23 protein-coding genes and 1 pseudogene are annotated in these 25,589 nt (G+C 64.0%); 6 read left to right on the forward strand and 18 right to left on the reverse strand.

Annotated features, from left to right (window positions below; all coding sequences use genetic code 11):
• Nucleotides 1–11 precede the first annotated feature (11 nt).
• The 5 genes from EOD29_RS20195 to EOD29_RS20215 are packed head-to-tail and all read left to right on the forward strand — an operon-like array spanning nucleotide 12 to nucleotide 5,268.
• Nucleotides 12–1,610, forward strand: a complete 1,599-nt coding sequence (locus EOD29_RS20195; RefSeq protein ID WP_067003638.1) for an ABC transporter substrate-binding protein — start codon at nucleotides 12–14, stop codon at nucleotides 1,608–1,610.
• Nucleotides 1,611–1,660: 50 nt separating this feature from the next.
• Nucleotides 1,661–2,668, forward strand: a complete 1,008-nt coding sequence (locus EOD29_RS20200) for an ABC transporter permease subunit (protein ID WP_067003640.1) — start codon at nucleotides 1,661–1,663, stop codon at nucleotides 2,666–2,668.
• Nucleotides 2,669–2,694: 26 nt separating this feature from the next.
• Nucleotides 2,695–3,579: an ABC transporter permease subunit gene (locus EOD29_RS20205; RefSeq protein ID WP_067003755.1), complete on the forward strand. Its 885-nt coding sequence runs from the start codon at nucleotides 2,695–2,697 to the stop codon at nucleotides 3,577–3,579.
• Entirely contained in the window at nucleotides 3,579–4,430 is an 852-nt protein-coding gene (locus tag EOD29_RS20210) for an ABC transporter ATP-binding protein (protein ID WP_127247588.1), read from the forward strand. The genes EOD29_RS20205 and EOD29_RS20210 overlap by 1 nt, the downstream gene beginning before the upstream one ends.
• 13 nt (nucleotides 4,431–4,443) lie before the next feature.
• Entirely contained in the window at nucleotides 4,444–5,268 is an 825-nt protein-coding gene (locus EOD29_RS20215; RefSeq protein WP_067003757.1) for a dipeptide ABC transporter ATP-binding protein, read from the forward strand.
• 23 nt (nucleotides 5,269–5,291) lie between these two features.
• Here the strand turns inward: EOD29_RS20215 and EOD29_RS20220 are convergent, their stop codons facing one another.
• The 18 genes and pseudogenes from EOD29_RS20220 to EOD29_RS20310 form a co-directional block, all read right to left on the reverse strand.
• Entirely contained in the window at nucleotides 5,292–6,572 is a 1,281-nt protein-coding gene (locus EOD29_RS20220; RefSeq protein ID WP_095799280.1) for a cysteine desulfurase-like protein, read from the reverse strand.
• A gap of 39 nt (nucleotides 6,573–6,611) precedes the next feature.
• Nucleotides 6,612–7,286: an amino acid ABC transporter permease gene (locus EOD29_RS20225; RefSeq protein WP_067324409.1), complete on the reverse strand. Its 675-nt coding sequence runs from the start codon at nucleotides 7,284–7,286 to the stop codon at nucleotides 6,612–6,614.
• Between the two features lie 108 nt (nucleotides 7,287–7,394).
• Nucleotides 7,395–8,180: an ABC transporter substrate-binding protein gene (locus tag EOD29_RS20230; protein WP_127247589.1), complete on the reverse strand. Its 786-nt coding sequence runs from the start codon at nucleotides 8,178–8,180 to the stop codon at nucleotides 7,395–7,397.
• An 84-nt stretch (nucleotides 8,181–8,264) separates the two neighbouring features.
• Entirely contained in the window at nucleotides 8,265–9,404 is a 1,140-nt protein-coding gene (locus EOD29_RS20235) for an aminotransferase class V-fold PLP-dependent enzyme (protein WP_067324411.1), read from the reverse strand.
• 159 nt (nucleotides 9,405–9,563) lie between these two features.
• Nucleotides 9,564–10,292: a GntR family transcriptional regulator gene (locus EOD29_RS20240; protein ID WP_127247590.1), complete on the reverse strand. Its 729-nt coding sequence runs from the start codon at nucleotides 10,290–10,292 to the stop codon at nucleotides 9,564–9,566.
• Nucleotides 10,293–10,521: 229 nt separating this feature from the next.
• A complete protein-coding gene (locus EOD29_RS20245) occupies nucleotides 10,522–10,917 on the reverse strand; it encodes a RidA family protein (RefSeq protein WP_127247591.1) in 396 nt (131 codons plus the stop codon).
• A gap of 42 nt (nucleotides 10,918–10,959) precedes the next feature.
• Entirely contained in the window at nucleotides 10,960–12,108 is a 1,149-nt protein-coding gene (locus EOD29_RS20250; protein ID WP_127247592.1) for an acyl-CoA dehydrogenase family protein, read from the reverse strand.
• 231 nt (nucleotides 12,109–12,339) lie between these two features.
• Nucleotides 12,340–13,152, reverse strand: coding sequence for an enoyl-CoA hydratase family protein (locus EOD29_RS20255; RefSeq protein ID WP_067324417.1), 813 nt, complete (start codon nucleotides 13,150–13,152; stop codon nucleotides 12,340–12,342).
• Nucleotides 13,149–13,613 (reverse strand): MarR family transcriptional regulator, encoded by a 465-nt coding sequence (locus EOD29_RS20260; RefSeq protein ID WP_067324419.1) that lies wholly within the window; start codon nucleotides 13,611–13,613, stop codon nucleotides 13,149–13,151. Before EOD29_RS20260 ends, EOD29_RS20255 begins: the two co-directional genes overlap by 4 nt.
• Complete coding sequence (locus EOD29_RS20265; protein ID WP_127247593.1) at nucleotides 13,607–14,365, reverse strand: SDR family NAD(P)-dependent oxidoreductase; 759 nt, start codon at nucleotides 14,363–14,365, stop codon at nucleotides 13,607–13,609. Before EOD29_RS20265 ends, EOD29_RS20260 begins: the two co-directional genes overlap by 7 nt.
• A 169-nt stretch (nucleotides 14,366–14,534) precedes the next feature.
• A complete protein-coding gene (locus EOD29_RS20275) occupies nucleotides 14,535–16,829 on the reverse strand; it encodes a bifunctional salicylyl-CoA 5-hydroxylase/oxidoreductase (RefSeq protein WP_127247595.1) in 2,295 nt (764 codons plus the stop codon).
• A 186-nt stretch (nucleotides 16,830–17,015) separates the two neighbouring features.
• Nucleotides 17,016–17,614, reverse strand: a pseudogene (locus EOD29_RS20280) (VOC family protein).
• An 82-nt stretch (nucleotides 17,615–17,696) separates the two neighbouring features.
• Nucleotides 17,697–18,527 (reverse strand): ATP-binding cassette domain-containing protein, encoded by an 831-nt coding sequence (locus tag EOD29_RS20285; protein WP_127247596.1) that lies wholly within the window; start codon nucleotides 18,525–18,527, stop codon nucleotides 17,697–17,699.
• Nucleotides 18,520–19,398: an ABC transporter ATP-binding protein gene (locus tag EOD29_RS20290; protein ID WP_067324747.1), complete on the reverse strand. Its 879-nt coding sequence runs from the start codon at nucleotides 19,396–19,398 to the stop codon at nucleotides 18,520–18,522. Before EOD29_RS20290 ends, EOD29_RS20285 begins: the two co-directional genes overlap by 8 nt.
• A gap of 8 nt (nucleotides 19,399–19,406) precedes the next feature.
• Nucleotides 19,407–20,255: an ABC transporter permease gene (locus tag EOD29_RS20295; protein ID WP_067324429.1), complete on the reverse strand. Its 849-nt coding sequence runs from the start codon at nucleotides 20,253–20,255 to the stop codon at nucleotides 19,407–19,409.
• On the reverse strand, nucleotides 20,248–21,255 hold the full coding sequence (locus EOD29_RS20300; protein ID WP_067324431.1) for an ABC transporter permease: 1,008 nt from the start codon (nucleotides 21,253–21,255) through the stop codon (nucleotides 20,248–20,250). Before EOD29_RS20300 ends, EOD29_RS20295 begins: the two co-directional genes overlap by 8 nt.
• Before the next feature lie 99 nt (nucleotides 21,256–21,354).
• Nucleotides 21,355–22,881, reverse strand: a complete 1,527-nt coding sequence (locus EOD29_RS20305; protein WP_067324433.1) for an ABC transporter substrate-binding protein — start codon at nucleotides 22,879–22,881, stop codon at nucleotides 21,355–21,357.
• Nucleotides 22,882–22,990: 109 nt separating this feature from the next.
• On the reverse strand, nucleotides 22,991–24,565 hold the full coding sequence (locus tag EOD29_RS20310) for an NAD(P)/FAD-dependent oxidoreductase (protein WP_127247597.1): 1,575 nt from the start codon (nucleotides 24,563–24,565) through the stop codon (nucleotides 22,991–22,993).
• Nucleotides 24,566–24,683: 118 nt separating this feature from the next.
• Between EOD29_RS20310 and EOD29_RS20315 the strand changes: the two genes are divergently transcribed.
• A complete protein-coding gene (locus tag EOD29_RS20315) occupies nucleotides 24,684–25,475 on the forward strand; it encodes a cyclase family protein (RefSeq protein ID WP_127247598.1) in 792 nt (263 codons plus the stop codon).
• Nucleotides 25,476–25,589 lie beyond the last annotated feature (114 nt).

Below are 25,589 nucleotides of genomic sequence, written 5' to 3' on the forward strand. Positions count from 1 at the left end.
GGGAGTGCTCAATGAAAAAGACAATGACTTTTGCAGCCGCGTTGCTGGCTGCAAGCGTCCTCGGCGGGATGGCCAATGCAAAGACGCTTGTTTATTGCTCGGAAGCGTCGCCGGCCAATTTCGATCCGGGTACGACGACGGGCGGCAACGACTTCGACGCTTCGTCGCGCACGGTCTATTCGCGCCTGGTCGAGTTCAAGCATGGCGGCACCGAGATCGAGCCCGGCCTCGCCGACAAATGGGAAATCTCCGACGACGGCTTGGTTTATACTTTCCACCTGCACCCTGGCGTGAAGTTCCAGACCACCGACTATTTCAAGCCGACCCGCGACCTCAACGCCGATGACGTCGTCTTCTCGTTCGACCGTCAGTTCAACAAGCAGAATCCGTGGAACGGCGAGAAGTATCTGCCGAACCTGACCTGGGATTACTACACCGGCATGGACATGCCGAAATACGTCGCCAAGTGGGAAAAGGTCGACGACCTCACCGTCAAGCTGACGCTGACCGAGCCGAACGCGCCGATGCTGGCCAATCTCGGCATGGACTTCGCCTCGATCGTGTCGAAGGAATATGCCGACCAGCTCGAGAAGGAAGGCAAGATGGCCGACTTCTCGACCAAGCCGATCGGCACCGGGCCGTTCCAGTTCGTCGACTATCAGCTCGATTCGGTCATCCGCTATGCGGCGAACCCAGACTACTTCAAGGGCAAGGAAAAGATCGACGATCTGGTCTTCGCCATCACGCCTGACGCGACCGCCCGCATCCAGAAGGTGCTGGCCGGTGAATGCGATGTCGCTCCCTATCCGAACCCGGCCGACATCGCCACCATCAAGGCCAACAAGGACGTGACCCTGATGGATCAGGCCGGCCTCAACATCGGCTACATGAGCTACAACACCACGATCCCGCCGCTCGACAAGCCGGAGGTTCGTCACGCGCTCAACCAGGCGATCGACCGGGAAGCGCTGATCAAGTCGCTGTTCCAGGACGCTGGCGCGACGCCGGCGCAGAACCTGATCCCGCCGACCATGTGGTCGTGGAACAAGGATGTGAAGTTCGATTCCTATGATCCGGAAGCGGCCAAGAAGGTGCTGGCCGACGCCGGGCTGAAGGAAATCCAGCTCTGGGCTTCCGACCGCGTTCGTCCTTACAACCCGAACTTCCAGCGCGCGGCTGAGCTGATCCAGGCCGACTGGGCCAAGGTCGGCGTCAAGGCCGAGATCGTCAACTACGAGTGGACCAAGTATCGAGAGGAAGGCAAGAAGAAGGAGCGTCCCGGCGCCTTCCAGATCGGCTGGACCGGCGACAATGGCGATCCGGACAATTTCTTCGCCACCCTGTTCGCGTGCTCGGCCATCGGCGTCTCGAACTACTCCAGCTGGTGCGACAAGGACTTCGAGGACCTGATCCAGAAGGCCAAGAAGACCAGCGACCAGGGCGAGCGCACCAAGCTCTATGAGCAGGCCCAGGAAATCTTCGCCAAGCAGGCGCCGGCCTTCCTGCTGGCTCACAGCCAGGTCTATGCCGTTGTCCGCAACAACGTCAGCGGCTTCAAGATGGACCCGCTCGGCATTCATCGCTTCGACGGCGTTGACAAGGCCGAGTAATATTTGCGAACGGGGCGGCGCGAATTGTCGCCGCCCCATTCCATTTCACGATGCTCAGATATCTCCTCAACAAAATCGCACTTCTGATCCCGACGCTAGTCGGCATCACCATCTGCGCCTTCGCCTTTGTCCGGCTGCTGCCCGGCGATCCGATCCTGGCCATGGCCGGCGAGCATGGCGTCACCCCCGCCCGCTACGAAGAGCTCAAGGAACAGTTCGGCTACAATCTTCCGGTCTGGGAGCAGTATGCGCGCTATGTCGGCGAGGTCGCGACCGGCGATTTCGGCGTCTCGATTTCCTCCAAGCGCCCGGTGCTCCAGGAGTTCAAGACGCTCTTCCCGGCGACGCTGGAATTGTCCTTCTTCGCCATGATCTTCGCCATGGCGATCGGCATCCCGGCCGGCATATTCGCGGCCGTCAAACGCGGCTCATGGTTCGATCAGTCGTTGATGGGCACCGCGCTGGTCGGCTATTCCATGCCGATCTTCTGGTGGGGCCTGCTGCTCATCATCTTCTTTTCCGGCTATCTCGGCTGGACGCCGGTGTCGGGCCGCATGGGTCTGCAGTTCTTCCTGAAGCCGATCACCGGTTTCATGACCATCGACAGCATTCTCTACGGCAAATGGGACGCGCTGCGCTCGGCGCTCAGCCATCTCATCCTGCCGGCGATCGTGCTCGGCACGATTCCGCTGGCGGTGATCGCGCGCCAGACCCGTTCGGCCATGCTCGAGGTGCTCGGTGAAGACTATGTCCGCACCGCCCGCGCCAAGGGCCTTTCCGCCGCCCGCGTCATCGGTGCGCACGCACTTCGCAACGCCCTGATCCCGGTCGTCACCACGATCGGCCTGCAGGTCGGCACGCTGCTTGCCGGCGCTATCCTCACCGAAACCATCTTCGCCTGGCCGGGCATCGGTAAGTGGATGGTCGATTCCATTTTCAAGCGCGACTATGTCGTCGTGCAGTCAGGTCTGCTTTTGATCGCACTCATCGTCATGGCCGTTAACCTCATCGTCGACGTGCTTTATGCCGTCATCAACCCGCGCATCAGGGCGGCGTGATGAGCCAATCGACCGAAATCGCCCCGATGGCCGCCGGCAGCCCGGACCGGCTGACCGGCTTCAAGACCTTCTGGCACTATTTCTCGGTGAACCGCGGCGCCGTCATCGGCCTGGTCGTCTTCATCCTGCTGGTGCTGGCGGCGCTCTTTGCGCCGTTGCTCGCGCCCTATGCGCCCGACGTGCAGGACAAGACCGCCTTCCTCAGGCCGCCGGCCTGGCAGGCGGGCGGCAGTTCGCAATATATCCTCGGCACCGATCCGGTCGGTCGCGACATCCTCTCGCGCCTGCTCTATGGCGCGCGTTTCTCGCTGCTCATCGGCGCCGTCGTCGTTACGCTGGCCCTCGTCGGCGGCATCACGCTCGGCTTGCTGGCAGGCTATTTCCGCGGCTGGGTCGACGTCGCGATCATGCGCGTCATGGACCTGATCCTGGCCTTCCCGTCGCTGCTTCTGGCGCTGGTGCTGGTCACCATTCTCGGGCCCGGCCTGTTCAATGCGATGCTGGCGATCTCGCTTGTCCTGCAGCCGCATTTCGCCCGCCTGGTGCGCGCTGCGGTGATGGCGGAAAAGAGCCGCGAATATGTCGTGGCTGCCAAGGTCGCCGGCGCCGGGCACCTGAGGCTGATGCTCAGGACCATCCTGCCGAACTGCCTGGCGCCGCTGATCGTCCAGGGCACGCTGTCTTTCTCGAACGCCATCCTGGAAGCCGCAGCGCTTGGCTTCCTTGGTCTCGGCGCGCAGCCGCCGACGCCGGAATGGGGCACCATGCTCGCCTCGGCGCGCGAATTCATCCTGCGCGCCTGGTGGGTGGTGACTTTCCCCGGCCTTGCCATCCTTATCACGGTGCTCGCCATCAACCTGATCGGCGACGGCCTGCGCGACGCGCTCGATCCGAAGCTCAGGAGGTCGTGATGGCATTGCTCGATATCCAGAACCTCGTCGTCGAGTTCCAGACCGCCTCCGGCCCGTTCCGCGCCGTCGACGGCGTCTCGCTCCGTGTCGACGAGCGCGAGGTGCTCGCCATCGTCGGCGAATCCGGCTCCGGCAAGTCGGTGTCGATGCTGGCGGTTATGGGCTTGTTGCCCTGGACCGCCACTGTCACCGCCGACCGCATGACGTTCGGCGGCCGCGATCTCCTCAAGATGGGTCCGGCCGAGCGCCGCAAGATCATCGGCAAGGACATTGCCATGATCTTCCAGGAGCCGATCGCCAGTCTCAACCCTTGCTTCACCGTCAGCTTTCAGATCGAGGAAGTGCTGCGCTTCCATCTCGGCATGGATCGCGCACAGCGCCGGGCGCGCGCCATCGAGTTGTTGAAGCAGGTCGGCATTCCGGAGCCGGCCGAGCGGCTCAACTCCTTCCCGCACCAGATGTCGGGCGGCCAATGCCAGCGCGTCATGATCGCCATGGCCATTGCCTGCAATCCGAAGCTGCTGATCGCCGACGAGCCGACCACCGCGCTCGACGTCACCATCCAGAAGCAGATTCTCGATCTGCTTGTGTCGCTGCAGGCCAAATACGGCATGGGGCTGATCATGATCACCCACAATATGGGCGTGGTCGCCGAGACCGCCGATCGCGTCATCGTCCAATACAAGGGCCGCAAGATGGAAGAGGCCGACGTGCTGTCGCTGTTCGAGAACCCCAAGAGCAACTATACGCGCGCGCTGCTGTCTGCGCTGCCGGAGAACGCCGTCGGCGACCGGCTGCCGACCGTCTCCGACATGCTGTTCGAGCCGGCGCCCCCAGAAGCCAGTGCATGACCGGAGCCGGCGCATGACCAAGGTTGTCGAAGGCAAGAACATCAAACGCGACTACCATGTCGGCGGCGGCCTGTTCCGCCCCGCGCGCACGGTGCATGCGGTGAAGGGCGTCTCCTTCAGCGTCGATAAGGGCAAGACGCTCGCCATCGTCGGCGAAAGCGGCTGCGGCAAGTCCACGCTCGCCCGCATCATCACGCTGATCGATCCCGCGACCGCCGGCGATTTGTTCATCGACGGCAACAAGGTCGACATCGCCAAGGACGGGTTGACCAAGGAAATGCGCCGCAAGGTGCAGATCGTCTTCCAGAATCCCTACGGGTCGCTCAACCCGCGCCAAAAGATCGGCGACGTGCTCGGCGAGCCGCTGCTGATCAATACCGACAAGCCGGCCGAGGAACGCCGCGACCTGGCGATGAAGATGCTGAAGAAGGTCGGTCTCGGCCCCGAGCACTACAACCGCTATCCGCATATGTTCTCCGGCGGTCAGCGCCAGCGCATCGCCATTGCCCGCGCACTGATGCTGAACCCGAGCCTGCTGGTGCTGGACGAGCCGGTCTCGGCGCTCGATCTTTCGGTGCAGGCGCAGGTGCTCAACCTGCTCGCCGACCTGCAGGACGAGTTCAAGCTGACCTATGTCTTCATCAGCCACGATCTGTCGGTGGTGCGTTATATCGCCGACGACGTGATGGTGATGTATTTCGGCGAGGCGGTCGAATACGGCTCGCGCGACGAGGTCTTCTCGGACCCCAAGCACAGCTACACCAAGACGCTCTTCGCCGCGACGCCGCGCGCCGACGTGGCAAGCATCAAGGCAAGGCTGGCGAAGAAGGCGGCGTAAGGCTCGAACCAGACGTCCGGGCGTCACGCCAGCTTCGCAATGATCGCCCGCAGCGCTTCACCGAAGCGGTGCACTTCCTCGACCGTGTTGTAGTGCACCAGCGAGGCGCGGATCGCGCCGCTGTCCATCGACAGGTTCAGCCGCTTCATCAGCCGTGGCGCGTACATATGGCCGTCGCGGATGCCGATCTGCAAGGCCGCCATCTCCTCGACGATCCTTTGCGGCGACAGTGTGCCGATGTTGAAGCAGAAGGTCGGCACGCGCTCATGGATACACGCCTCGTCGGCGACGCCGTAAATTGTCGCGCCGCAGGCCTTCAGCACCTTCATCATCTCGCGCGCCAGCGTCAGCTCGTACTCGCGGATGGCGTTCATGCCGGCGGCGATGTTGTCGCGGCGCGAGCGGTTGTTCTCGGCCAAGAAATTGCGGCCGATCGACTCCAGGTAGCGCACCGCTGCGTCGATGCCGGAGACATTCTCGTAGATGAAGGTGCCGGCCTCGACCTTGTAGGGCGGCTCATCCGGGATGAAGTCCTCGCGGAAGGTCGGCAGCCGCTTCAGCGTTTCGAAGCGGCCCCAGAGAAAACCCATATGCGGCGAGAAATTCTTGTAGCCTGAGCAGACGAGATAGTCGCAGTCCCAGGCCTGCACGTCGATCAGCCCGTGCGGCCCGTAGTGCACGCAGTCGAGGAACACTTCCGCGCCTGCCGCATGCGCGATCTTGGCGACCGAAGCGACATCGACAATCGAGCCGATCGAGTGCGCGGTCACCGTGCAGGCGACGAGCCGGGTGCGGTCCGACATCAGCGGCTTGAGGTCGTCGACATGCAGATTGCCGTCCTCGCGCATGCGCCACCATTTGAACCTGGCGCCGGCCTGCTCCAGCGCCAACCACGTGGCGATGTTGGCGTCATGGTCCATGTCGGTGACGACGATCTCGTCGCGTTCCGAAAGCATCTGGCCGATGCCGAGGCTGACAAGGCGGATGAACGAGGTGGCGTTCATGCCGAAGCAGATTTCGGACGGGCTGTAGGCGTTGATCAGGAGCGCCACACTCTCACGCGCTTCGGCGACGGACTGGTCGACGGTGACGCTGCGGCCGTAGCGGCCGCCGCGCTGCACGTTGTGCGCCACCAGATGGCTGGTCACCGCGTCGAGCACGCTTTGCGGGATCTGCGCACCGGCGGCGTTGTCCATGAAGATGAAGTCGCCGGCCTGCCGGAGCGCCGGGAACATGGCGCGGATCTTCTCGACCGGGAACGAAGCGGCGCTCTCCTGCGCCTTCGAAACATGGTGCTGGTTCACGGGAGTCTCCTTCAGCTAATCGAGGTCATTCTAAGGGGATCAGTGCGCGGACCGAGCTTTGCCGCGCTCTTCGAGGTAGCCGACCAGCCGCACCAGCGGCCACAGGAAGGCGAGATAGATGATCGCCGCGCCGATCAGCGGCGTCGGATTGGCCATCAGCGCCTGCGCGTCGGTCGCCTGCTTCAAGAGGTCCGGCATCGCCACCACGGAGGCGAGCGCGGTGTCCTTGAACACCGAGACGCAGTTGCTGGTGAGCGGCGGAATGACGACGCGGATCGCTTGCGGCAGGATCACCTTGCGCATGGCGACCCAAAAGGGCAGGCCGAGCGCCGACGCCGCCTCGAACTGGCCCTTCGGAATGTTCTCGATGCCGGCGCGGCAGACTTCCGCCGTGAAGGCCGCCAACACCAGTGACAGCGCAAGTGCTGCCGAGACGAAGGACGACAGGCGGATGCCGATGAAGGGCAGGGCGTAGTAGATCAGGATCAGCACCACCAGGATCGGAAGCGCGCGGAACATGTCGATATAGAGCGTCGCCAGCCGCCTGAGCGGCTTCGGCGCGTAGAGCCGCACCAGGCAGATCGCCAGCCCGCCGATCGTGCCGAAGATGATCGCCGCGCAGCCGAGCAGAATGGTGTTGCCAAGACCGCGGATCAGGATCGGAAACGATCGGACCAGGATGCCCCAGTTGAAGAAGGTGTCGATCAGTTCCATCGGCGCTCACCGTGAGACAAGGTTCGCCGTGTTGGGCGAGACCCAAATGGTCGAAGCGAGAGCGCCAACTCTTGCTGCCGCTCTCGTCGGAATTTCTGATTAGCCGGCTTATTGCGGGATCGGGCCAGGCGTCACCGTGCTGGTGCCGGCTTCCGGATCGACGCCGAACCACTTCTTGTGGATCGCGGCCATGGTGCCATCCTTCTTCATTTCGCTGATGGCGTCGTTGACTTTTTCAAGCAGCGGATGGCCCTTCTTGGTCATCATGGCGAAGCGCTCGCCGGTCGGGATGCGCATCAGGATCTTTAGCGCTGGCATCTGCTTGATGGCGAACAGGAAGCCGGCGAGCTCGCCCGCGCCGCCGTCGATGCGGCCGTTCTGCACGTCGAGCAGAAGGTCCTGCTGGGCGTTGTAGCTCTTGGTCTCTGCAACGCCGAGCTTGGCGGCGTTCTCCTTCATGTAGGCTTCGCCTGTCGAGCCGGCGATGACCCCGATGGTCTTGCCCTTCAGATCGTCGAGCGATTTGATGGCGGAATCCGCCTTGCCGACGATGGTACCGTCGCTGTCGTAATAGGCTTGCGTGAAGCCCTGGTTCTGCAGCCGCTCCTTGGTGACCGAGATCGAGGACACGGCAAAGTCGATGCGGCCCGAAGCGGTCGCTGCGAACAGCGCCTGGAAGCCGAGGTCCTGGAACTCGACCTCTGCGCCGATGCGCTTGGCGACATCATTGGCGACGTCGATCTCAAACCCCTCGAAGGCACCGGAATCGGTCTTGTATTCCCATGGCGGGTTGGCCGGATAGGCGCCCACCATGATCTTGTCGGCGAAGGCGGGCGCCGCAAAGGCAAGGCCGGCAGCGACGGCCATCCCAATCAGTCCTAGACGTTTCAACATCTTGCTTCCCTCTGGTTCGGTTCCTGATCCGCCCCTTTCCGGCGCCAAACTCCCGGGCGCCGCAGGCGAGGCGGTACCTGAATTTCACGACGCGCGGCGTCGCCGCGAACCGATATGCTTCGTGAGTTGCGCGATCAGCGCGTCGACCGCCGTCTCTGTGGTGACCATGCCGGGAGACAGCCGCAGCGTCGTGCCGCGCGCATCGCAGTAAAGCCGCTCGTCGCGAAGCGCAGCTATGATCTTCGCCGGCTCGGTACCTTGCGGCAGGCCGAGCATCACGCTGCCGCCACGTTCACTGGCATCGAGCGGCGAGCGGATCTCCCAGCCATTCTCCAGCGCGGCGCCGATGATACGCTCGACGAGCCCGGCATTCTGCGCGCGGATGATGTCGATGCCGGTCTGTTCCACCCACTCCAGCCCGGGCAGCGAGGCGACGCTTGCCAGGATCGCCGGCGTGCCATGATCGAAGCGGCGCGCATCGTCGGCGTAAGTGAAAGCGTCGAGGTCCCAGGAGAACGGGTTCGGCTGACTGAACCAGCCCCGCAACTCCGGCCGGCAGGACGCCAGAAGGTCAGGCGCGACCTGCAAAAGGCCGGCGCCGGAGGATCCACACAGCCATTTGAGCGAAGTCGAGACGACGAAATCGACCGGCGTCGCGGCAACCGAAAACGGCGCCACGCCGATGCCTTGTGTGACATCAACGCCGACTATGCTGCCCACGGCGCGGCCATGCGCGGCGAGGCGGCCGACATCGCAGCGGTGCGAGGCCGTCGAGGTGACGAAGGTAATGAGCGCGAGCCCGACATCCGCCTGCCAGCGGTCGATGAAATCCTGGTCGCGAACCCAGGTCTCGCCAGGCCGCAATGGGACGGTGTCGAGGGTGAAGCCGAAACGCTCTCCCAAGCCCGCCAGCAGGAAATGCAGGCTAGGAAAACAGTCGGCGGCGACCAGCAGCCGCTTTCCCGCCAGCCGCTCCGTCGGCAAGCCACCGATCAGGCTATAGAGCGCGGCGGTGACATTCTCGGCCGTGGTCAGCGTGCCTTGCGGCGCCTCAATCAGCCGCCTCCAGGCATCGATGAAGCGTTGCCGCGCCGCAAGCGCGGCAGGCCACTGACCGTCGTCTTCCGCCGACCAGATGTTCGAGAAATCCGTCAGCGAGGCGGCCATTCGCTCGGCCTTGCCGGGGAAGGTGCCGATCGAATGATAGAGAAAATAGCCGGACATTCGCTGTCTCGCTCCCTGTGATCATGTGATCACAAATACGGACAGGGATCAATGCGCCGCGGCTGAAGAAATGCGGGTCAGCGCCTCAATATCCGGCTGTTCTCTTGGTCCAGGAGCTTGGCCCAGGCGGCTTCAAAGCCACTCTGCGGCGGCCGCCTATCAAGGCGCCCTTCCGAAAGCGGCAACATCGACCGGTCTGGGCTCCGGCACGTCAGGACAGATCGCCCGCAAAGTCGCTTGTGTCGTCGTGATATCGGCCACCACCTCGTCGCGCGCGCGGGTGAAATCCTTGTCCTTGATGGCCGCTATGATCGCGGCGTGCCGGCCCGAAGGCTCCATGGTGCCGGCGCGCATCAGCGGCGCGACATGGTTGGACAACAGCCGCATGTACGGACCGAAGCGCAGCCACAGCGTCTCGATCAGCTGAAACAGCACATCGGAGCCGGAGGCGCGGTATATGGTGAAGTGGAACTGCTGGTTCTTGGCGATCAGCTCGTAGATGCTGCCGTCGCGGCCGATCGCCCGCTGGTCGTCAGTAACCCTTTGCAGCAAGCCGATCTCGGCTGCGGTCAGGCGCGGCGCGCCAAGCTCGGCGGCCAGCCCCTCGACGGCGAGCCGGGCCCGGCAGAGGTCGTCGAGCCGCGCTCGAGTCACCGCGGGCACGCAGGCTGAGCCGTTCTGCGAGATTTCCAGCGCGTTCTCCGCCGCCAGCCGCCGCAACGCCTCGCGCACCGGCATATTTGAGGTGCCGAAAGCCTCCGCCAGCGAGGCGATGGTCAGCACCTGCCCGGGATCGAAGCTGCCGACCATGAGGGCATGGCGAAGCTGCTGGTAGACGCCATCCTGGACCGTGATGCGTCCCGATATTGGTTCGAAGCCCAGAGCCACGCTTTTGCTTCCTTGGGAGCCGGCAAAGTTTATGTGCGAATATCCGCCAACGCGGGTATGATCATCTGATCACAAATTGTGCCGGCAGCCAAGCGGCCGTTGCCGTACTGTCACGGCAATGCTGACGGACGGAAGGCAGATACGATCCCTCGAGCGTCAGCGCCGAGTTGGCGTAGCCGCCTTCGCCGCTTCAGGCCATTGCGAAATAGAAGCCAGTAGCGCCTCCGGCTCACCCCGGAATAATTGCGATTGCCTGTATCTCCACCTTCGCCCGGTCCTCAACCAGCGCCACCACCTGCATGGCGGCCATCGCCGGAAAATGCCGGCCGATGACGGCGCGGTAGGCTTCGCCAATCCCTTTGAGGTTGGCGAGGTACTCGGCCTTGTCGGTAAAATACCAGGTCATCGAGGTGATGTGTTGCGGCTCCCCGTCGGCCTCGGCGAGAACGGCGACGACATTGGTGAGGGTCTGGCGCACCTGATCGACGAAATCGTCAGTCTCGAACCGGCACTCGGCATTCCAGCCGACCTGGCCGCCGATGAAGACCAGCCGGCCACGCGCGGCAACGCCGTTGGCATAGCCGATCGGTTTGGCCCAGCCTTCCGGCTGCAGGATCGTGTGCATGTCTAGCCTCCCTTAAGTGAAATGCGGTCCGCAAGCATGATCTCACGCCGCTCCCATCACTTGCCTGGCGATCACCACTTTCTGCACGTCGGAAGCGCCCTCATAGATGCGCAGCGCGCGTATCTCGCGATAGAGGCTCTCGACGATGTGGCCCTTGCGCACGCCGTCGCCGCCATGCAGTTGCACCGCCTTGTCGATCACTTCCTGCGCCTTGTCCGTGGAGAACAGCTTGGCCATTGCCGCCTCGCGAGTGACGCGGGCGGCGCCCATATCCTTGGTCCAGGCGGCGCGATAGACGAGCAGGGCGGCGGCGTCGACATCCAGCGCCATGTCGGCGATGTGGCCCTGCACCATCTGCAGTTCGGCCATCGGCGCGCCGAACAGTTTTCGCTCGGACACCCTTTTGATGCTTTCGTCCAACGCTCTTCGAGCAAAGCCGAGCGCCGCGGCACCCACCGTCGAGCGGAAGACGTCGAGCACCGACATGGCGATCCGAAAACCGTCGCCGGGTTTGCCGATCAGGGCGGAAGCCGGAACGCGCACATTGTCGAAGGAGAGCCGCGCGAGTGGATGCGGGGCGATAACTTCCAATCGTTCGGCGATGCCAACGCTTTTGGTGTCCGCAGGCACGATCAAAGCGGAAATTCCCTTGGCGCCGGGCGCCTCGCCGGTGCGGGCGAAAACAATGTATACGTCGGCAATGCCGCCATTGGAGATCCAGGTCTTCTCGCCCGAGAGCAAGTAGAAATCGCCGTCGCGGACAGCCGCCATTTCCATGTTGGCGACATCCGATCCCGAGCGCGGCTCCGACAGCGCAAAGGCTGCGATCGCCTGGCCCGCCCGCGTCTTTTGCAGCCAGCGCTGCTGCTCCGGTGTGCCGAACAGCGAGATCGCGCCGGTGCCAAGTCCCTGCATGGCGAAGGCGAAGTCGGCGAGCCCGTCATGGCGCGCCAGCGTCTCGCGCGTGATGCAGAGCGTACGCACGTCGAGCGGCTCCGGCTTGTCGGGATCGAGCGCCGTCGGCTTCAGCCAGCCGTCGCGGCCGAGCATGGAGACGAGATTGCGGCAGGCCGCGTCGACATCGTGGTGATCGACGGGCAGGTTCTTGGCGCACCAGGCGTCGAGATTTTCGGCAAGTTCGCGATGGCGGCTTTCAAAGAAGGGCCAGTTAAGGAAGGAACGGTCAGGCATCGGTGCCTCCGCTACTCTTCAAGGCCTCTGCTCTATGGCGCCCCCCTCTGTCCTGCCGGACATCTCCCCCACAAAGGGGGAGATTGGCAGTTTTGGCGCCCCGCTCATTCTTGCGACCTTGGCGATTGGCGAAGGCAGAGACGACAGCTGATCTCCCCCCTTGTGGGGGAGATGTCCGGCAGGACAGAGGGGGGCGCTGTCCCGCAAACGTCTCCGTTAAAAGAGCCATCCTCATTTCCCCTCGAACACCGGCTTTTCCTTGGCCACGAACGCCTTGTAGGCGCGCTCGAAATCGCCGGTCTGCATGCAGATCGCCTGTGCCTGCGCTTCCGCCTCGATCGCCTGGTCGAGACCCATCGACCATTCCTGGTTCAACTGCGTCTTGGTGATGCAATGCGCGAAGGTCGGGCCGGAGACGATCCGCGCTGCCATCTCGAGCGCGTCGGCCTCGAGCGCCGCTGCATCGACCAGCCGATTGTAGAAGCCCCAACGCTCGCCTTCGGCCGCGCTCATGGTGCGGCCGGTGTAAAGCAGCTCGGCGGCGCGGCCCTGGCCGATGATGCGGGGCAAGATCGCGCAGGCGCCCATGTCGCACCCGGCGAGGCCGACGCGGGTAAACAGGAAGGCGGTCTTTGCTTCCGGCGTCGCGATGCGGATGTCGGAGGCCATGGCGATGATCGCGCCGGCGCCGACGGCGACGCCATCCACCGCCGCGATGATCGGCTTGCCGCAATTCAGCATGGCCTTGACGAAGTCGCCGGTCATGCGCGTGAAGGAGAGCAGCGCCTTCATGTCCATCTTGACCAGGGGTCCGATGATGTCGTGGACATCGCCGCCCGAGCAGAAATTGCCGCCGTTGGGCAGGAACGCCACGGCATCGACATCATCGGCGTAAGCGAGATCGCGAAAAGTGTCGCGCAGCTCCGCATAACTGTCGAAGGTCAGCGGGTTCTTGCGCTCCGGCCGGTCGAGCCGGACCTTCGCGACCCTGCCTTCCACCTCCCAGAGGAAGTGCTTCGGCTTGAGCTTGGCCATGGCGCTCATTCGCGTCCCTCCCAATTGCTGCGGAACGATTTCAGCATGCCGGTCAGCCGGCGCGCTTCGTCCTCGCTGACAGTGCCGAGGAGCTCGCCGACCCAGTTCTCATGCGCCGCGGCGATTGCCGCGAAAGACTTCGAACCTTCTTCGGTCAGCCGCACCATCGAGGTGCGGCGGTCGCCGTTGCGGCGCGCGCGCGTCACCAGCCCTTCGGAGACCAGCCGGTCGACGATGCCGGTGATATTGCCGTTCGACACCAGCAGGAATCGCGACAGGTCGCTCATCAGCATGCCCTCCGGCGAGCGGTAGAGCGCCGCCATGACGTCGAAGCGCGGCAGCGTGGTGTCGAACTCCTTCTTCAGCCGCTCGCGCAGCTCGGCCTCGATCGTGCGCGAAGCACGCAGCAGGCGGATCCACAGCCGCAGCCTGTCCTTGCCCGGCCCGATAGACGTCGGTCCCGCTACCATGTCTCGCCTCCCGAGACCGAGATCGCCTGTCCTGTGATCGACCGCGCCGCATCGCCGCAGAGCCAGAGCACCGCCGCGGCGACCTCTTCCGGCTGGATGAAACGCGCCTGCGGGTTCGCAGCCGAAAGGCTCGCGCGTGCCTCATCGGCGGAACGGCCGGTCTTCTCGACGATGCGCTGGATGGATTCCTCCAGCATGTCGGTTTCGACGAAGCCCGGGCAGATGGCGTTGACGGTGATGCCGGACTTGGCGGTCTCGGCTGCGAGCGCCCGCATCAGCCCGACGACGCCATGCTTGGCCGCTACGTAGGGCGCGACATACGCGTAGCCCTTCAGTCCGGCGGTCGAGGCAATGAAAACGATACGGCCTGTCTTCCGCGCCAGCATGCCGCCAAGCGCCGGCTGCACCGCCAGGAAGGCGCCGGTGAGGTTGACGTCGAGCGAGCGCTGCCAGTCGGCGAGCGAGGTCTTGTGCGCCGGCGCACTGACAGCCATCCCGGCATTGGCGACGACGATCTCGAAGGGACCGCGCGCCGCCTCGGCCTTCTCGTACAGCGCCGTCATGTCGGCTTCGTCGGTGACATCGGCGCCGATGCCGAAGATGCGGTCGTTTGCCTTCGCGACTTCATTCAGCGCGGCCTTGCGGCGGCCACAGATGGTGACGGCGACGCCGGCTTCCGCCAGCGACAGTGCGATCGCACGGCCGACGCCGGAGCCGCCGCCGGTGACCAGCGCATGCTTGCCGGCAATCATGCGCCAGTCCTCCAGGCAAGGCGCTGCGCCTCATCCTTACCCTCTCCCCGTGAAGGACGGGGAGAGCGGGCCGCCAGCGTTTGAGCTTGTGCCTTCTCCCCGTCCTTCACGGGGAGAAGGTGCCGGCAGGCGGATGAGGGGCGGCGCCGACGTGAAAACATAAATGCGCTCATACCTTCAGCCCTGCCGCCGCTTCGCGTTCGGCCAGCCGGTAGATCTGGTCGCGTCCGCGCAGATAAGGATCCGGCCATTTGACGCCGCGGTCGCCGAGGGTGACGGCCGCATGCAGCGTCCAATAGGGATCGCTGAGATGCGGCCGGGCCAGCGCCACCAGATCGGCGCGTCCTGCCATCAGGATCGAGTTGGCGTGGTCCGGCTCGTAGATGTTGCCGACCGCCATCGTCGCCATGCCGACCTCGTTGCGGATGCGGTCGGAGAACGGCGTCTGGAACATGCGGCCATAGACCGGCTTCGCGGCGATCGTGGTCTGGCCGGCCGAGACGTCGCAGAGATCGACGCCGGTTTGATGCAGAAGCTTGGCGATCTCGACCGCATCGGCCGGCGTGACGCCTTCGATGCCCACCCAGTCATTGGCCGAGATGCGCACCGAGATAGGCTTTTCGGCCGGCCACACGGCGCGCACCGCGTGGAAGATCTCCAGCGGATAGCGCATGCGGTTCTCCAGCGAGCCGCCATAGTCGTCGGTGCGCCTGTTGGTCAGCGGCGTGATGAAGGCGGAGAGCAGATAGCCATGCGCGGCATGGATCTCCAGCATGTCGAAGCCGCAGCGCTCGGCCATCTCCGCCGAGGCGACGAACTGGTCGCGCACAAGGTCCATGTCGGCGCGGTTCATCGCCTTCGGCACCTGATTCTGCGGCGACCACGGCACGGCTGAAGGCGCCATCACCGGCCAGTTGCCGGACGGCAGCGGCTCGTCCGTTCCTTCCCAGCCGAGGCGGGTCGAGCCCTTCGGGCCTGAATGGCCGATCTGGGCGCAGATCTTGGCTTCGGTCTCGGCGTGGACGAAATCGACCAGCCGCTTCCAGGCGACCTCATGCTCGGGCTGGTAGAAGCCGGTGCAGCCAGGGGTGATGCGTCCCTCCGGGCTGACGCAAGTCATCTCGATATAAACGAGCCCGGCCCCGCCCTTGGCGCGCTCGGCATAGTGGGCGAAATGCCAGTCGGTCGGGCAGCCGTCGACCGCCTTGTACTGGGCCATCGGCGAGACGACGATGCGGTTCGTGAGCGCCATCTCGCGCAGTCTGAATGGCGCGAACATCGGCGCGCGGCGCAGCATGTTGCCGCCGGCGCCGGCCTTGCGCTGGAACCATTCCTCCGCGCCCGCCAGCCATTCGGCATCGCGCAGACGAAGGTTCTCGTGGCTGATGCGCTGCGAGCGGGTGAGCAGCGAATAGTTGAATTGAACTGGATCCAACCCGAGATAACGTTCGACTTCCTCGAACCATTTGAGCGAGTTGCGCGCCGCCGATTGCAGTTTCAGCACCTCGGTGCGGCGAGCATCTTCGTATTTGCGGAAGGCCGCTTCGAGGTCGGACTCGGACTCGACATAGTCGGCGAGCGCGACTGCGCTTTCCAGGGCCAGCTTCGTGCCGGAGCCGATCGAGAAATGCGCCGATGCCGCCGCGTCGCCCATCAGCGCCAGATTCTTGTAAGACCAGCGCTCGCAAAGCACGCGCGGGAAGTTGATCCAGGCCGAACCTCTGATGTGGTTGGCATTGGTCATCAGCGGATGGCCGCCCAGATGCTTTTCGAAAATGCGCTCGCAGACCGCGATCGATTCCTGCTGCGTCATCGCGCCGAAACCGAAGGCAGCCCAGGTCTGTTCGCTGCATTCGACGATGAAGGTCGCGGTCTCGCTGTCGAACTGGTAGGCATGCGCCCACACCCAGCCATGCTGCGTCCTTTCGAAGATGAAGGTGAACGCGTCGTCGAATTTCTGCGTGGTGCCGAGCCACACGAACTTGCATTTGCGCGTGTCGATGTCGGGCTTGAAAACGTTGGCGAAGGTGGCGCGCGACTTCGAGTTCAATCCGTCAGCCGCAACGACAAGGTCGTGCGTTTCCATGAACGGCCTGGGATCGGAAATCTCGGTCTCGAACATCATCTTGATGCCGAGCTCGCGCGCTCTGCGCTGGAGCAGAATTAAAAGCCGCTTGCGGCCGATGCCGCAGAAGCCGTGGCCGGTCGACACCGTGCGCACGCCGTCATGAATGACGGCGATGTCGTCCCAGTAGGCAAAATGCTTCCTGATCCAGACCGCGCTGACAGGGTCGTTCCTGGTCAGGTTCTCCAGCGTTTCGGCCGACAGCACCACACCCCAGCCGAACGTATCGTCGGGGCGGTTGCGCTCGTAGACCGTCACGTCATGCGCGGCGTCTCGCAGCTTCAGCGAAATGGCAAAATAGAGGCCGGCCGGTCCGCCGCCGAGAACCGCAACCTTCATGTCTTGCGATCTCCTCTAGAGCAATTCCAGGAAAAGTGCGTAGCGGTTTCCGTCCGGAATTGCGTCAAACGCTCAAAGGGCACCCGGGACCGCCGAGGGGCCGGCGATTCCAACATCAGTATCGCGCCTGCCGGCAATTATTTCAAGCTTAAAGTTTCATAATTGAACAATTGCGGCGCGATCAGCTCACTTGGCTGGATCTTTGGGACTCCACAGCACCGTCTCGGCGCCTTTCTCGTAAGCCATGCCGTCGGGATAGCTGATCGCTTCCAGCTGCAGTCCCCAGGGCGCCTGGAAATAGAGGATGGTTTGGCCGGCGGCCGGTCCTTCTTTGACCGGCAGAGGACCCATCCTGGTCTTCACGCCCTTGGCGTCGAGATAGGCCTTCGCGGCGGCGACATCGTCGACATAGAAGGCGATATGGAAGCCGCCGATGTCGCTGTTCTTCGGCGTCAGGTCCTTCTGGTCGGGCGCGGTGTATTTGAACAATTCGATGTTCGATCCATAGCCGCAGCGCACCAGGGTGATCTCCTCGATTACCGCTTTTGGATCGACGCCGAGCAGGTCCTGCATGAAGGTGCCCTTGTCGTCGGCGACTGGCCGAAGGACATCGCCTTCTTGCAACCGACCACATTGGTGAAGAAGTCGACGGCCTGCTTCATGTCGGGCACGGTGACGCCGGTATGGTCGTGGCCGCGCATGCCGGGGATCGAGTCGGCCGAAGCCGTTCCCATTGAGCCGAACAGGATTGCGCCGACCATTGCGCCGCTTGTGGCGTATTTCATGTCACCCTCCTTTGGCGGGCTGACTTTGCTCCCATGCACATCCGAGGCCCGCTGTTCGGTGTGCGGACAAGGTTTGCCTTTCTCATGCCGGTGCCTTTGCAGGCGGCTGCAGCCAGTCCGCATCGATCTCAGGCAGCGGGATGGCAGCGAGCAGGTCGCGCGTGTAAGTCTCCTTCGGATTGTCGAAGAGCGCGTCGGTTGCGCCGGCTTCGACGATCCCTCCCTCGCGCATGACGATGACTTGCCGGCAGAGCCGCCGGATCACCGACAGATCATGGCTGATGAAGGCGACCGTCAGCCCCATCTCGGCCGCGAGCTTTTCCAGCAGCGTCAGGATCTGTGCCTGCGTCGAGACGTCGAGGCCCGAGACGATCTCGTCGGCCAAAACGAATTTCGGCGACAGCGCCAGCGCCCGTGCGATGCCGACGCGCTGGCGTTGCCCGCCGGACAGCTCGTGGCGGTAGCGGCCGGCAAAACTCTGCGGCAGGCCGACGCGTTGCAGGGCTTCCGCCACGCGCTCCTTCAGCCGGTCGCCAAGCCCGTTCTGCCTCAAGGGTGCCGCGATGATGTTGAAGATGGTGTGCCGCGGGTTGAGCGAGGACATCGGGTCCTGGAAGATCATCTGCAGGTCGCGACGCAGCGGTCTGAGCTCCGCTTCCGAAAGATGGCCGATGTCTCGCCCTTCGAAGCTGATCGAGCCGGCGCTCGGCTCGATCAGCCGCACCAGCGCGCGGCCGAGCGTCGACTTGCCGGAACCGGATTCGCCGACGATGCCGGTCACCGATCCCTTGGGCAGGTCGAAGTCCAGTCCTTTGAGGATCTCGGCCAGTGGCGCCCGGCCGATCAGCGGCTTGCGCGTCATGTCGGGCAGCGCCACCTTCAGCCCGCGGACGGAAAACAGTGGCTCAGCCATGGCTTGGCCTCCACGCCCTGTCGGCGCCCGCGATCTCGTCCGCGAGCCCGGCCAGCACGGTTTCGTTCACCGGCTTCAGCGATGCGTAGGGATCGGTATAGCGCGGCGTCGCCGCGATCAGCGCCCGCGTGTAGGGGTGCTGCGGCGATGCGAAGAGGTCAGCGGTCGCGGCTTCTTCGACCACCTTGCCGGCATAGAGCACCGACACTTTCTGGCTGATCTTGGCGACGACACCGAGATCGTGCGTGACGAACAGAAGCGCCGTGCCGTGGTTGCGCTGCAATTGCGCGATGAGGCGCAGGATCTGCTTCTGCACGGTCACGTCCAGCGCCGTCGTCGGCTCGTCGGCGACCATCAGCCTGGGCTCGGCGGCGAAGGCGGCCGCGATCAGCACGCGCTGGCGCATGCCGCCGGAGAGCTCGTGCGGATAGCATTTCAGAACACGTTCGGGCTCGCGGATCTGCACCTCGTCGAGCAACTGCCGGATACGCTTGTCTGCCTTCTCACCGCTCCAGCCGAGGATGCGCACCAGCCGGTCGGTCATCTGCGGGCCGATGCGGCGCGACGGGTTGAGCGCGGTGAGCGGGTCCTGTGGGATCAGCGCGGTACGCGCGCCGATCAGCGTCCGCCGCGCCTTCGCATCGAGGCGGCCGAGATCCTCGCCCTCGATCAGCATCTCGCCCTCGACGATGCGCACGCTCTTCGGCAGCACGCCGAGCACCGCCTTGCCAATCATCGTCTTGCCGGCGCCGCTCTCGCCGACCAGCGCGCGGACTTCGCCCGGCTGCACGGTGAGCGACACCGAGCGCAGCACGCGCTGGCCGTTGGACAGCACGGCGCTCAAGGAGCGGATTTCGAGGCATGGTTCCATATTGGCGCTCATCGCAGCACCGGATCGAATCGCGCCTTCAATCCTTCGCCGAACTGGCTGAAGGACAGCACGGTGAGGATCAATGTAATCAGCGGGAACACCAGCACCCACCAGGCCTGGTGGATCGACAGCCGGCCCTCGGCGATGATGCCGCCCCAGGTCGGATCGTCGCTCGAGATCGACAGATTGACGAAGGAGAGGATCGCCTCGACGATGACGGCGATGCCCATCTCAAGCGACAAGAGCGCCACCACCGACGGCAGCACATTGGGCAGGACTTCGCGCAGCATGATGCCGATGCGGCCATAGCCGGCGATGCGCGCGCTCTCGACATAGTCCATGCGCGCCTGACTCATCGCCTCGGCGCGGATCACGCGGCAGAAGCGCGTCCAGTCGATGACGGCGATGGCGATGATGACGGAGCTCAAGCCGGTGCCCAGCACCGCGACCAGGAGGATCGCGAACAGCACCGGCGGGAACGCCATCCAGACATCGACGATGCGCGAGATGACGCGGTCGGCCCAACCGCCGAAATAGCCGGCAATGAGCCCGAGCGCCGAGCCGATGATGCAGGCGGACGCCGCCGCGGCGAAGGCGACGATGAAGGCGATGCGGCCGCCGAAGATCAGCCGTGACAGGAGATCCCTGCCGAGGCTGTCGGTGCCCAGCCAATAGCCGGGCTCGGCGCCATCGAGCCAGAAGGGCGGCAGACGCTCGAGCATCAGGTCCTGCGCCAGCGGATCTTGCGGTACGATCAGCGGCGCCAAGATGGCCGCAAGCAGCGCCAGCAGAAGCCAGCCGCCGGCCAGCCATAGCCGCGGGCTGAAGCGCCGTCGCGAAATGCGCGCCTCATCCATGACGCAGCCTCGGATTGAGCAGCGCATACATCATGTCGACGGCAAGGTTGATCAGCACGAAGAGCAGCGCGAAGACCAGCACGATGCCCTGGATCAGCGGCAGGTCGCGGTTGATGACGGCATCGATCGCCATATTGCCGAGACCCTCATAGGAGAACAGCCGCTCGACGATGACCGTGCCGCCGATCAGGAAGGTGAACTGCACGCCCACCAGCGTCAGCGTTGGCAGCGCCGCGTTCTTCAACGCCTCGCGCAGGATAACCTGCGTTTCGGAAAAGCCTTTGACCCGCGCGAGCACGACATAGTCGAGGTCGAGCACTTCCTTCAGCGACTGTTTCAGGAGTTGCGCGATGATCGCCGCCAGCGGCAACGCCAGCGCGATCGCCGGCATCAGCATGTGCTTGAGCAGGTCCCAGGTGAGGTCGAAGCGGAGCCTGAGAATGCTCTCGGCGAGATAGAACTGGGTGACGAAGGGCAGGTCGAGTTGCGGTGACACTCGACCGGAAATGTCGAACACCGGGATGAGCACGCCGAACAGCAGGATCAGCACCAAGCCCCACAGGAAATCGGGGATGGAGAGCGTCGCGCCGCTGGCGATGTCGATGCCGGCTTCGACGGCCGTGCCACGCGAACGCGCACCGAGGATCGCAGCGGAGACGCCGATCGCCACCGCCATCAACAGCGCGACGGTGGCCAATTCCAACGTCGCCGGCAGCCGGTTGAAGACGAGGCCGAGCACATCCTGGCGCAGCGAGATCGAAGTGCCGAAATCGCCATGCAGCACGCCGGCGAGCCAGATGAAGAACTGCTGCGCAATACTCTTGTCCAGCCCATAGAGCGCGCGCAGACGCGCTATGTCGTCATTGCTGGCGCCGGGTGGCAGCATCATCGCGATCGGGTCGCCGGGCGCCACGCGGATGACGACGAAGACGACGACGGCGACGCCGAACAGTGTGACCAGCATCGTCATCAGACGAACAAGAAATCTCTGCAGCAGCATGCTCGCTGAGCCTAATGCATTCGGCCCCTCACCGGCCGGACGAGGGGGCCTGCGTCGTTGGAGAAGGTGCGCTGCGCCAGCGCAGCTTCTCAGATGTCATCAGGCCGGGGTCATCAGCGCCGGCAGCAGCGCGCCCGATACATGCTGCACGACATTGACCTTCTTCGAGTGCACGATCGGCTGAGCATACTGCATCAGCGGCAGCACATAGGCCTGCTCGGCGATGTATTTGTCGACGGCCTTCCAGCCGGCGATGCGCTTGGCCTCGTCCTTCTCGCCCCACAGCGGATTGATCATGTCGATCAGGTCCTGGCTGTCCCACACCGAATGCGGGCTAGGTCCATACATGGCAAAGCCGGTCGAGGTGGTCGGATCGCCGATCGCATTCCCCCAGTTGTAGAAGGCGGCCGGCGCCAGCTTGTCGGCGGCCCGCAGCTCGTAATGCTTGGCGATCTCGTAGACCTCGATATTGGCCTCGATGCCGACCTTGCGCCACATGCCGACGATCGCCTGGATCATCTCATAATCCTTGGGCTTGAAGCCCTTGGTCGTTTGGATGGTGAACTTGACCGGCTTCTTGGGCGAATACCCTGAAGCGGCGAGCAGTTCCTTGGCCTTTTCCGGATTGTGCTCGACTTTGATCGACGCGTCGAAGGCCGTGTATTCCGGCGTCTCCAGCGTGGCGATCGGCTGGCCGTAGCCGCGCAGCAGCCGCTTGACCAAGAGCTCCTTGTCCACCGCCATCACAGCCGCCTGGCGGACGTTCTTGTCGAGCATCGCCTCGATGTCGTTGAAGAAGATCATGCCGATGTCGGAGACATTCTTGATCGAGCCGGCGAGTCCGTCCTTGGCGATCAGCCGGTCATATTCTTCATAGGGGATTTCGAGCGTCACCTGCGAGGAGCCGGACTCGACCTCGGCGACGCGGCTTGCCGCGTCGGTGACGAACTTGATCGTCACGTTCTCGAAGGCTGGCTTGGCACCCCAGTAATTCGGATTTGCCTTCAGCCGCAGGAAGGCGTTGCGCTCGAATTTGTCGACCATATAGGGCCCGGTGCCGATCGGCGCCTTCTCGAAGCCTTCCGCGCCTACCTTCTCGTAATAGGCCTTCGGCATGATGTAGCCGGTCAGGAAAGACATCCATTTGAAATAGACCGGATCGAACTGCACGACGTCGGCGGTGATCTTGTTGCCGTCGATCTTGAAGTTGTTGACGTTCTTCCAGACGAACTGGATCGGATTGCCGGTCTTCTCGTCGCCCGCCCGCTGCAGCGACCAGACAACGTCCTCGGCGGTGAAGGGCGAGCCGTCATGCCATTTCACGCCGTCGCGGACCGTCATCGTCACCTTGCTGCGATCGTCGTTCCAACCCCATTCGGTGAGCAGGCCGGGTGTGAAGGAAAGGTCCGGCTTCTGCGGGATGAACTGGTCGAACACCGACTGGTAGAGGCCTTGGATGGTCGGGTTCACCGCCGAAGGCCCGGTCGTCGGGTCCCAGGATGGCAGGTTCACGTTGTAGGCGATGGTGAGCTCGTCCGCCGCCTTGGCTGCCTTCGGCAGTCCGAGTGTCGCCGCGCCAAGCGCTGCTGCGCCAAACCCAAGCAAATCGCGTCTGTTGATGGTCATGGTCGTTCCCCTTGTTGGTTGTCGGTTTTTGACTTTCATTGTCGCGCGGCGTTGTTCATTCGCAAGGTCTGGTGGGCAACCGCGCCTTGTCCATCCTGGAATTCTGCTGCTAGTGCCCTCCCAGCTGTTGCGCCAGCATGAAGCCGGATCCGGCACCGGTGCCGGCGCCGGGCCATGTCGCGGCGCCGGTGAGGTAGAGGTTTGACACCGGCGTGTTCCAGCGCGCGAAGCCGCGCGCCGGACGGAAGAGAAAGTTCTGCGCCAAATGGTGGCTGCCGCAAATCTGGTCGCCGCCGACGAGGTTCGGATTCTCGCGCTCGAGGTCGAGCGGCGAGAAAATCGCGCGGCCGAGGATCTTCTGGCGCAAACCAGCCGCATAGCTCTCGATGATGTCGAGCACGCGCTCGGCATAGGCGTCCTTGACCGCGTCCCAGGAACCGCGCGCGATCTTGCCGGCGGCATCGCCAAGGATTTCTGCCGGCAGCACGCGCACCTGGACCCAGAGAACGTGCTTGCCTTCTGGCGCCCGCGACGGATCGACGGCAGTCGGCTGTCCGACGACGAGCACCGGCTGGTCGGGCAAGGTGCCCGCCATCGCCTGCTGGTAGGTCCGCGACATGGCATCGAGCGACGGCGCCAGATGCACATAGGCGAAGTGGCGAAGCTCGGCGCCGCCGCTCCAGTCCGGCAGATCGTCCAGTGCCAGATGGATCATCATCGTGCCCGGCGCATGGCGGAACTTTTTCATCGCCGCGTCAAAGCCGGCATCGCCGGATCCGTCCAGCAGCAGCTTGCCAGTCAGCGCCTTGGGCGCGACGCCGGCAATGACGGCCTTACTGGCGACATGGAAATCGCCGGAGGCGAGCCGCACGCCGGTCGCGCGGCCGCCGGCGACGGTGATCTCCGCCACCTCCGCGCCGGCCATGATCTTGCCACCGGCCGCTTTGACCATGCCGACAAGCGCGCGGATGATGGTGTCGGCGCCGCCCTTGCCGAGCACCATGCCAAAACTCTGGTTGGCCATTGATTCCAGATAGGGGAACACGGCGCCGCCGGCGATGTCGGGCGCGAAGTCGAGATGCATGCCCCAGGCGGCGAGCGTGGCTTGCACATGCGGCGTCTCGAAATTGTCCTCGAGCCACGCGCGGGGTGAGGACAGCAAGAAGCGGCCGGTATCGAGCGCGCCGCCAATGCCTTTCTTGCGCCAAAGATTCCAGGCCGTGCCGGCGAGCGCCCGCGGGTTCATCGGCGATCCGAGCAGCCGGAACAGGTGCTCCGCCTCGCCCGGGAAGGCGCCGACCAGCCGACGCCATGTAGCGGCATCGGCCGCGGAGAAGGCGGCGAGCCGCGCCGCGGTCTTTTCGAGATCGTTGCTGACGCCGAACCAATTCCCATCCGGGAAGGCGCTGGCGAAACAATCGGTGACGGGCGCGAATTCCAGCCCGTGGCTTTTCAATTCATTTGCATATTTCCGGTGGAAGGCCGAGCCAGCGAACAGGCTCAGGTTCATCGCGCCGAAGTCGTGCCTGAAACCGGGAAGCGTGTATTCCGCGGTCCGGACCGCGCCGCCGATAGTTGTGTTGCGCTCGAAAACTGCGGTTTTCCAGCCTTTGAGCGACAGATGCGCGGCGCAGGCCAGACTGTTGTGGCCCGCCCCGACAAAGATGGCGTCGAACTCGCTCACGCCCTGCCCCAAAATGCTTTATGCTTAAAGATAATTGCAGATGCATATGTTTTCGTCTAGTAGGATATTAAGGGCCGCAACGAGCCTTGATGAGCACGAACAAGAGGGAACGAAGACAATGGACACGCAGAAACTCCTCGGCGAGGTCGCCGGCCAGCTGCTTTCGGGCGCCATCAAGGTGGTCGACCTGTCGGCGCCGCTCGGGCCCAACACGCCGCTAATCAAGCTGCCGCCGGAACTCGCCGTCGACACGCCGAAGGTCGAGATCCACCCCATTTCAAAGTATGACAAGAATGGTCCGTGGTGGGCCTGGAACTGGCTGAAGCTCGGCGAGCATTCGGGCACGCATTTCGACGCGCCGCAGCACTGGATCACCGGCAAGGACTATCCGGACGGCGCCACCGACACCATCCCGGCGCAGAATTTCGTCGGTCCGGTCAATGTCATCGACTGCTCAGTGGAAGCCGCCGCCGATCACGATTTCCTTCTCACCGTCGACCACATCAAGACGTGGGAGGCCAAGCATGGCACCATCAATGCCGGCGAATGGGTGGTGATGCGCACCGACTGGTACAAGCGCAACGGTTCGGAAGCCGACTTCCTCAACGCCAACGAGACCGGCCCGCACACGCCCGGACCCACAGCGGAAGCCATCCAGTTCCTGATCAGCAAGGACATCAAGGGCTGGGGCTCGGAGACGATCGGCACCGATGCCGGCAAGGCCGGCGGCATGGAGCCGCCTTTCCCGGCGCACACGCTGATGCACAAAGCCAATCGCTATGGGCTGGCCAGCCTCTGCAACCTCGACCAGCTGCCGCCGAAAGGCGCGATCCTGATCGCCGCCCCGCTCAAGATCGAGCACGGCACCGGCAGCCCGATCCGCGCCCTGGCGCTGGTGCCGGGCCAATAGGCGAGGTGGCGGTCTTCGGGAGAAGATCATGCTCGCGCGCAATGGAGTAGTGGAGAGGTGGGATCGGAGCGACGCTGGCGCTCTACGGCGCCCCCCTCTGTCCTGCCGGACATC

The organism is Mesorhizobium sp. M1A.T.Ca.IN.004.03.1.1 (assembly GCF_003997555.1).
Lineage (GTDB): Bacteria > Pseudomonadota > Alphaproteobacteria > Rhizobiales > Rhizobiaceae > Mesorhizobium.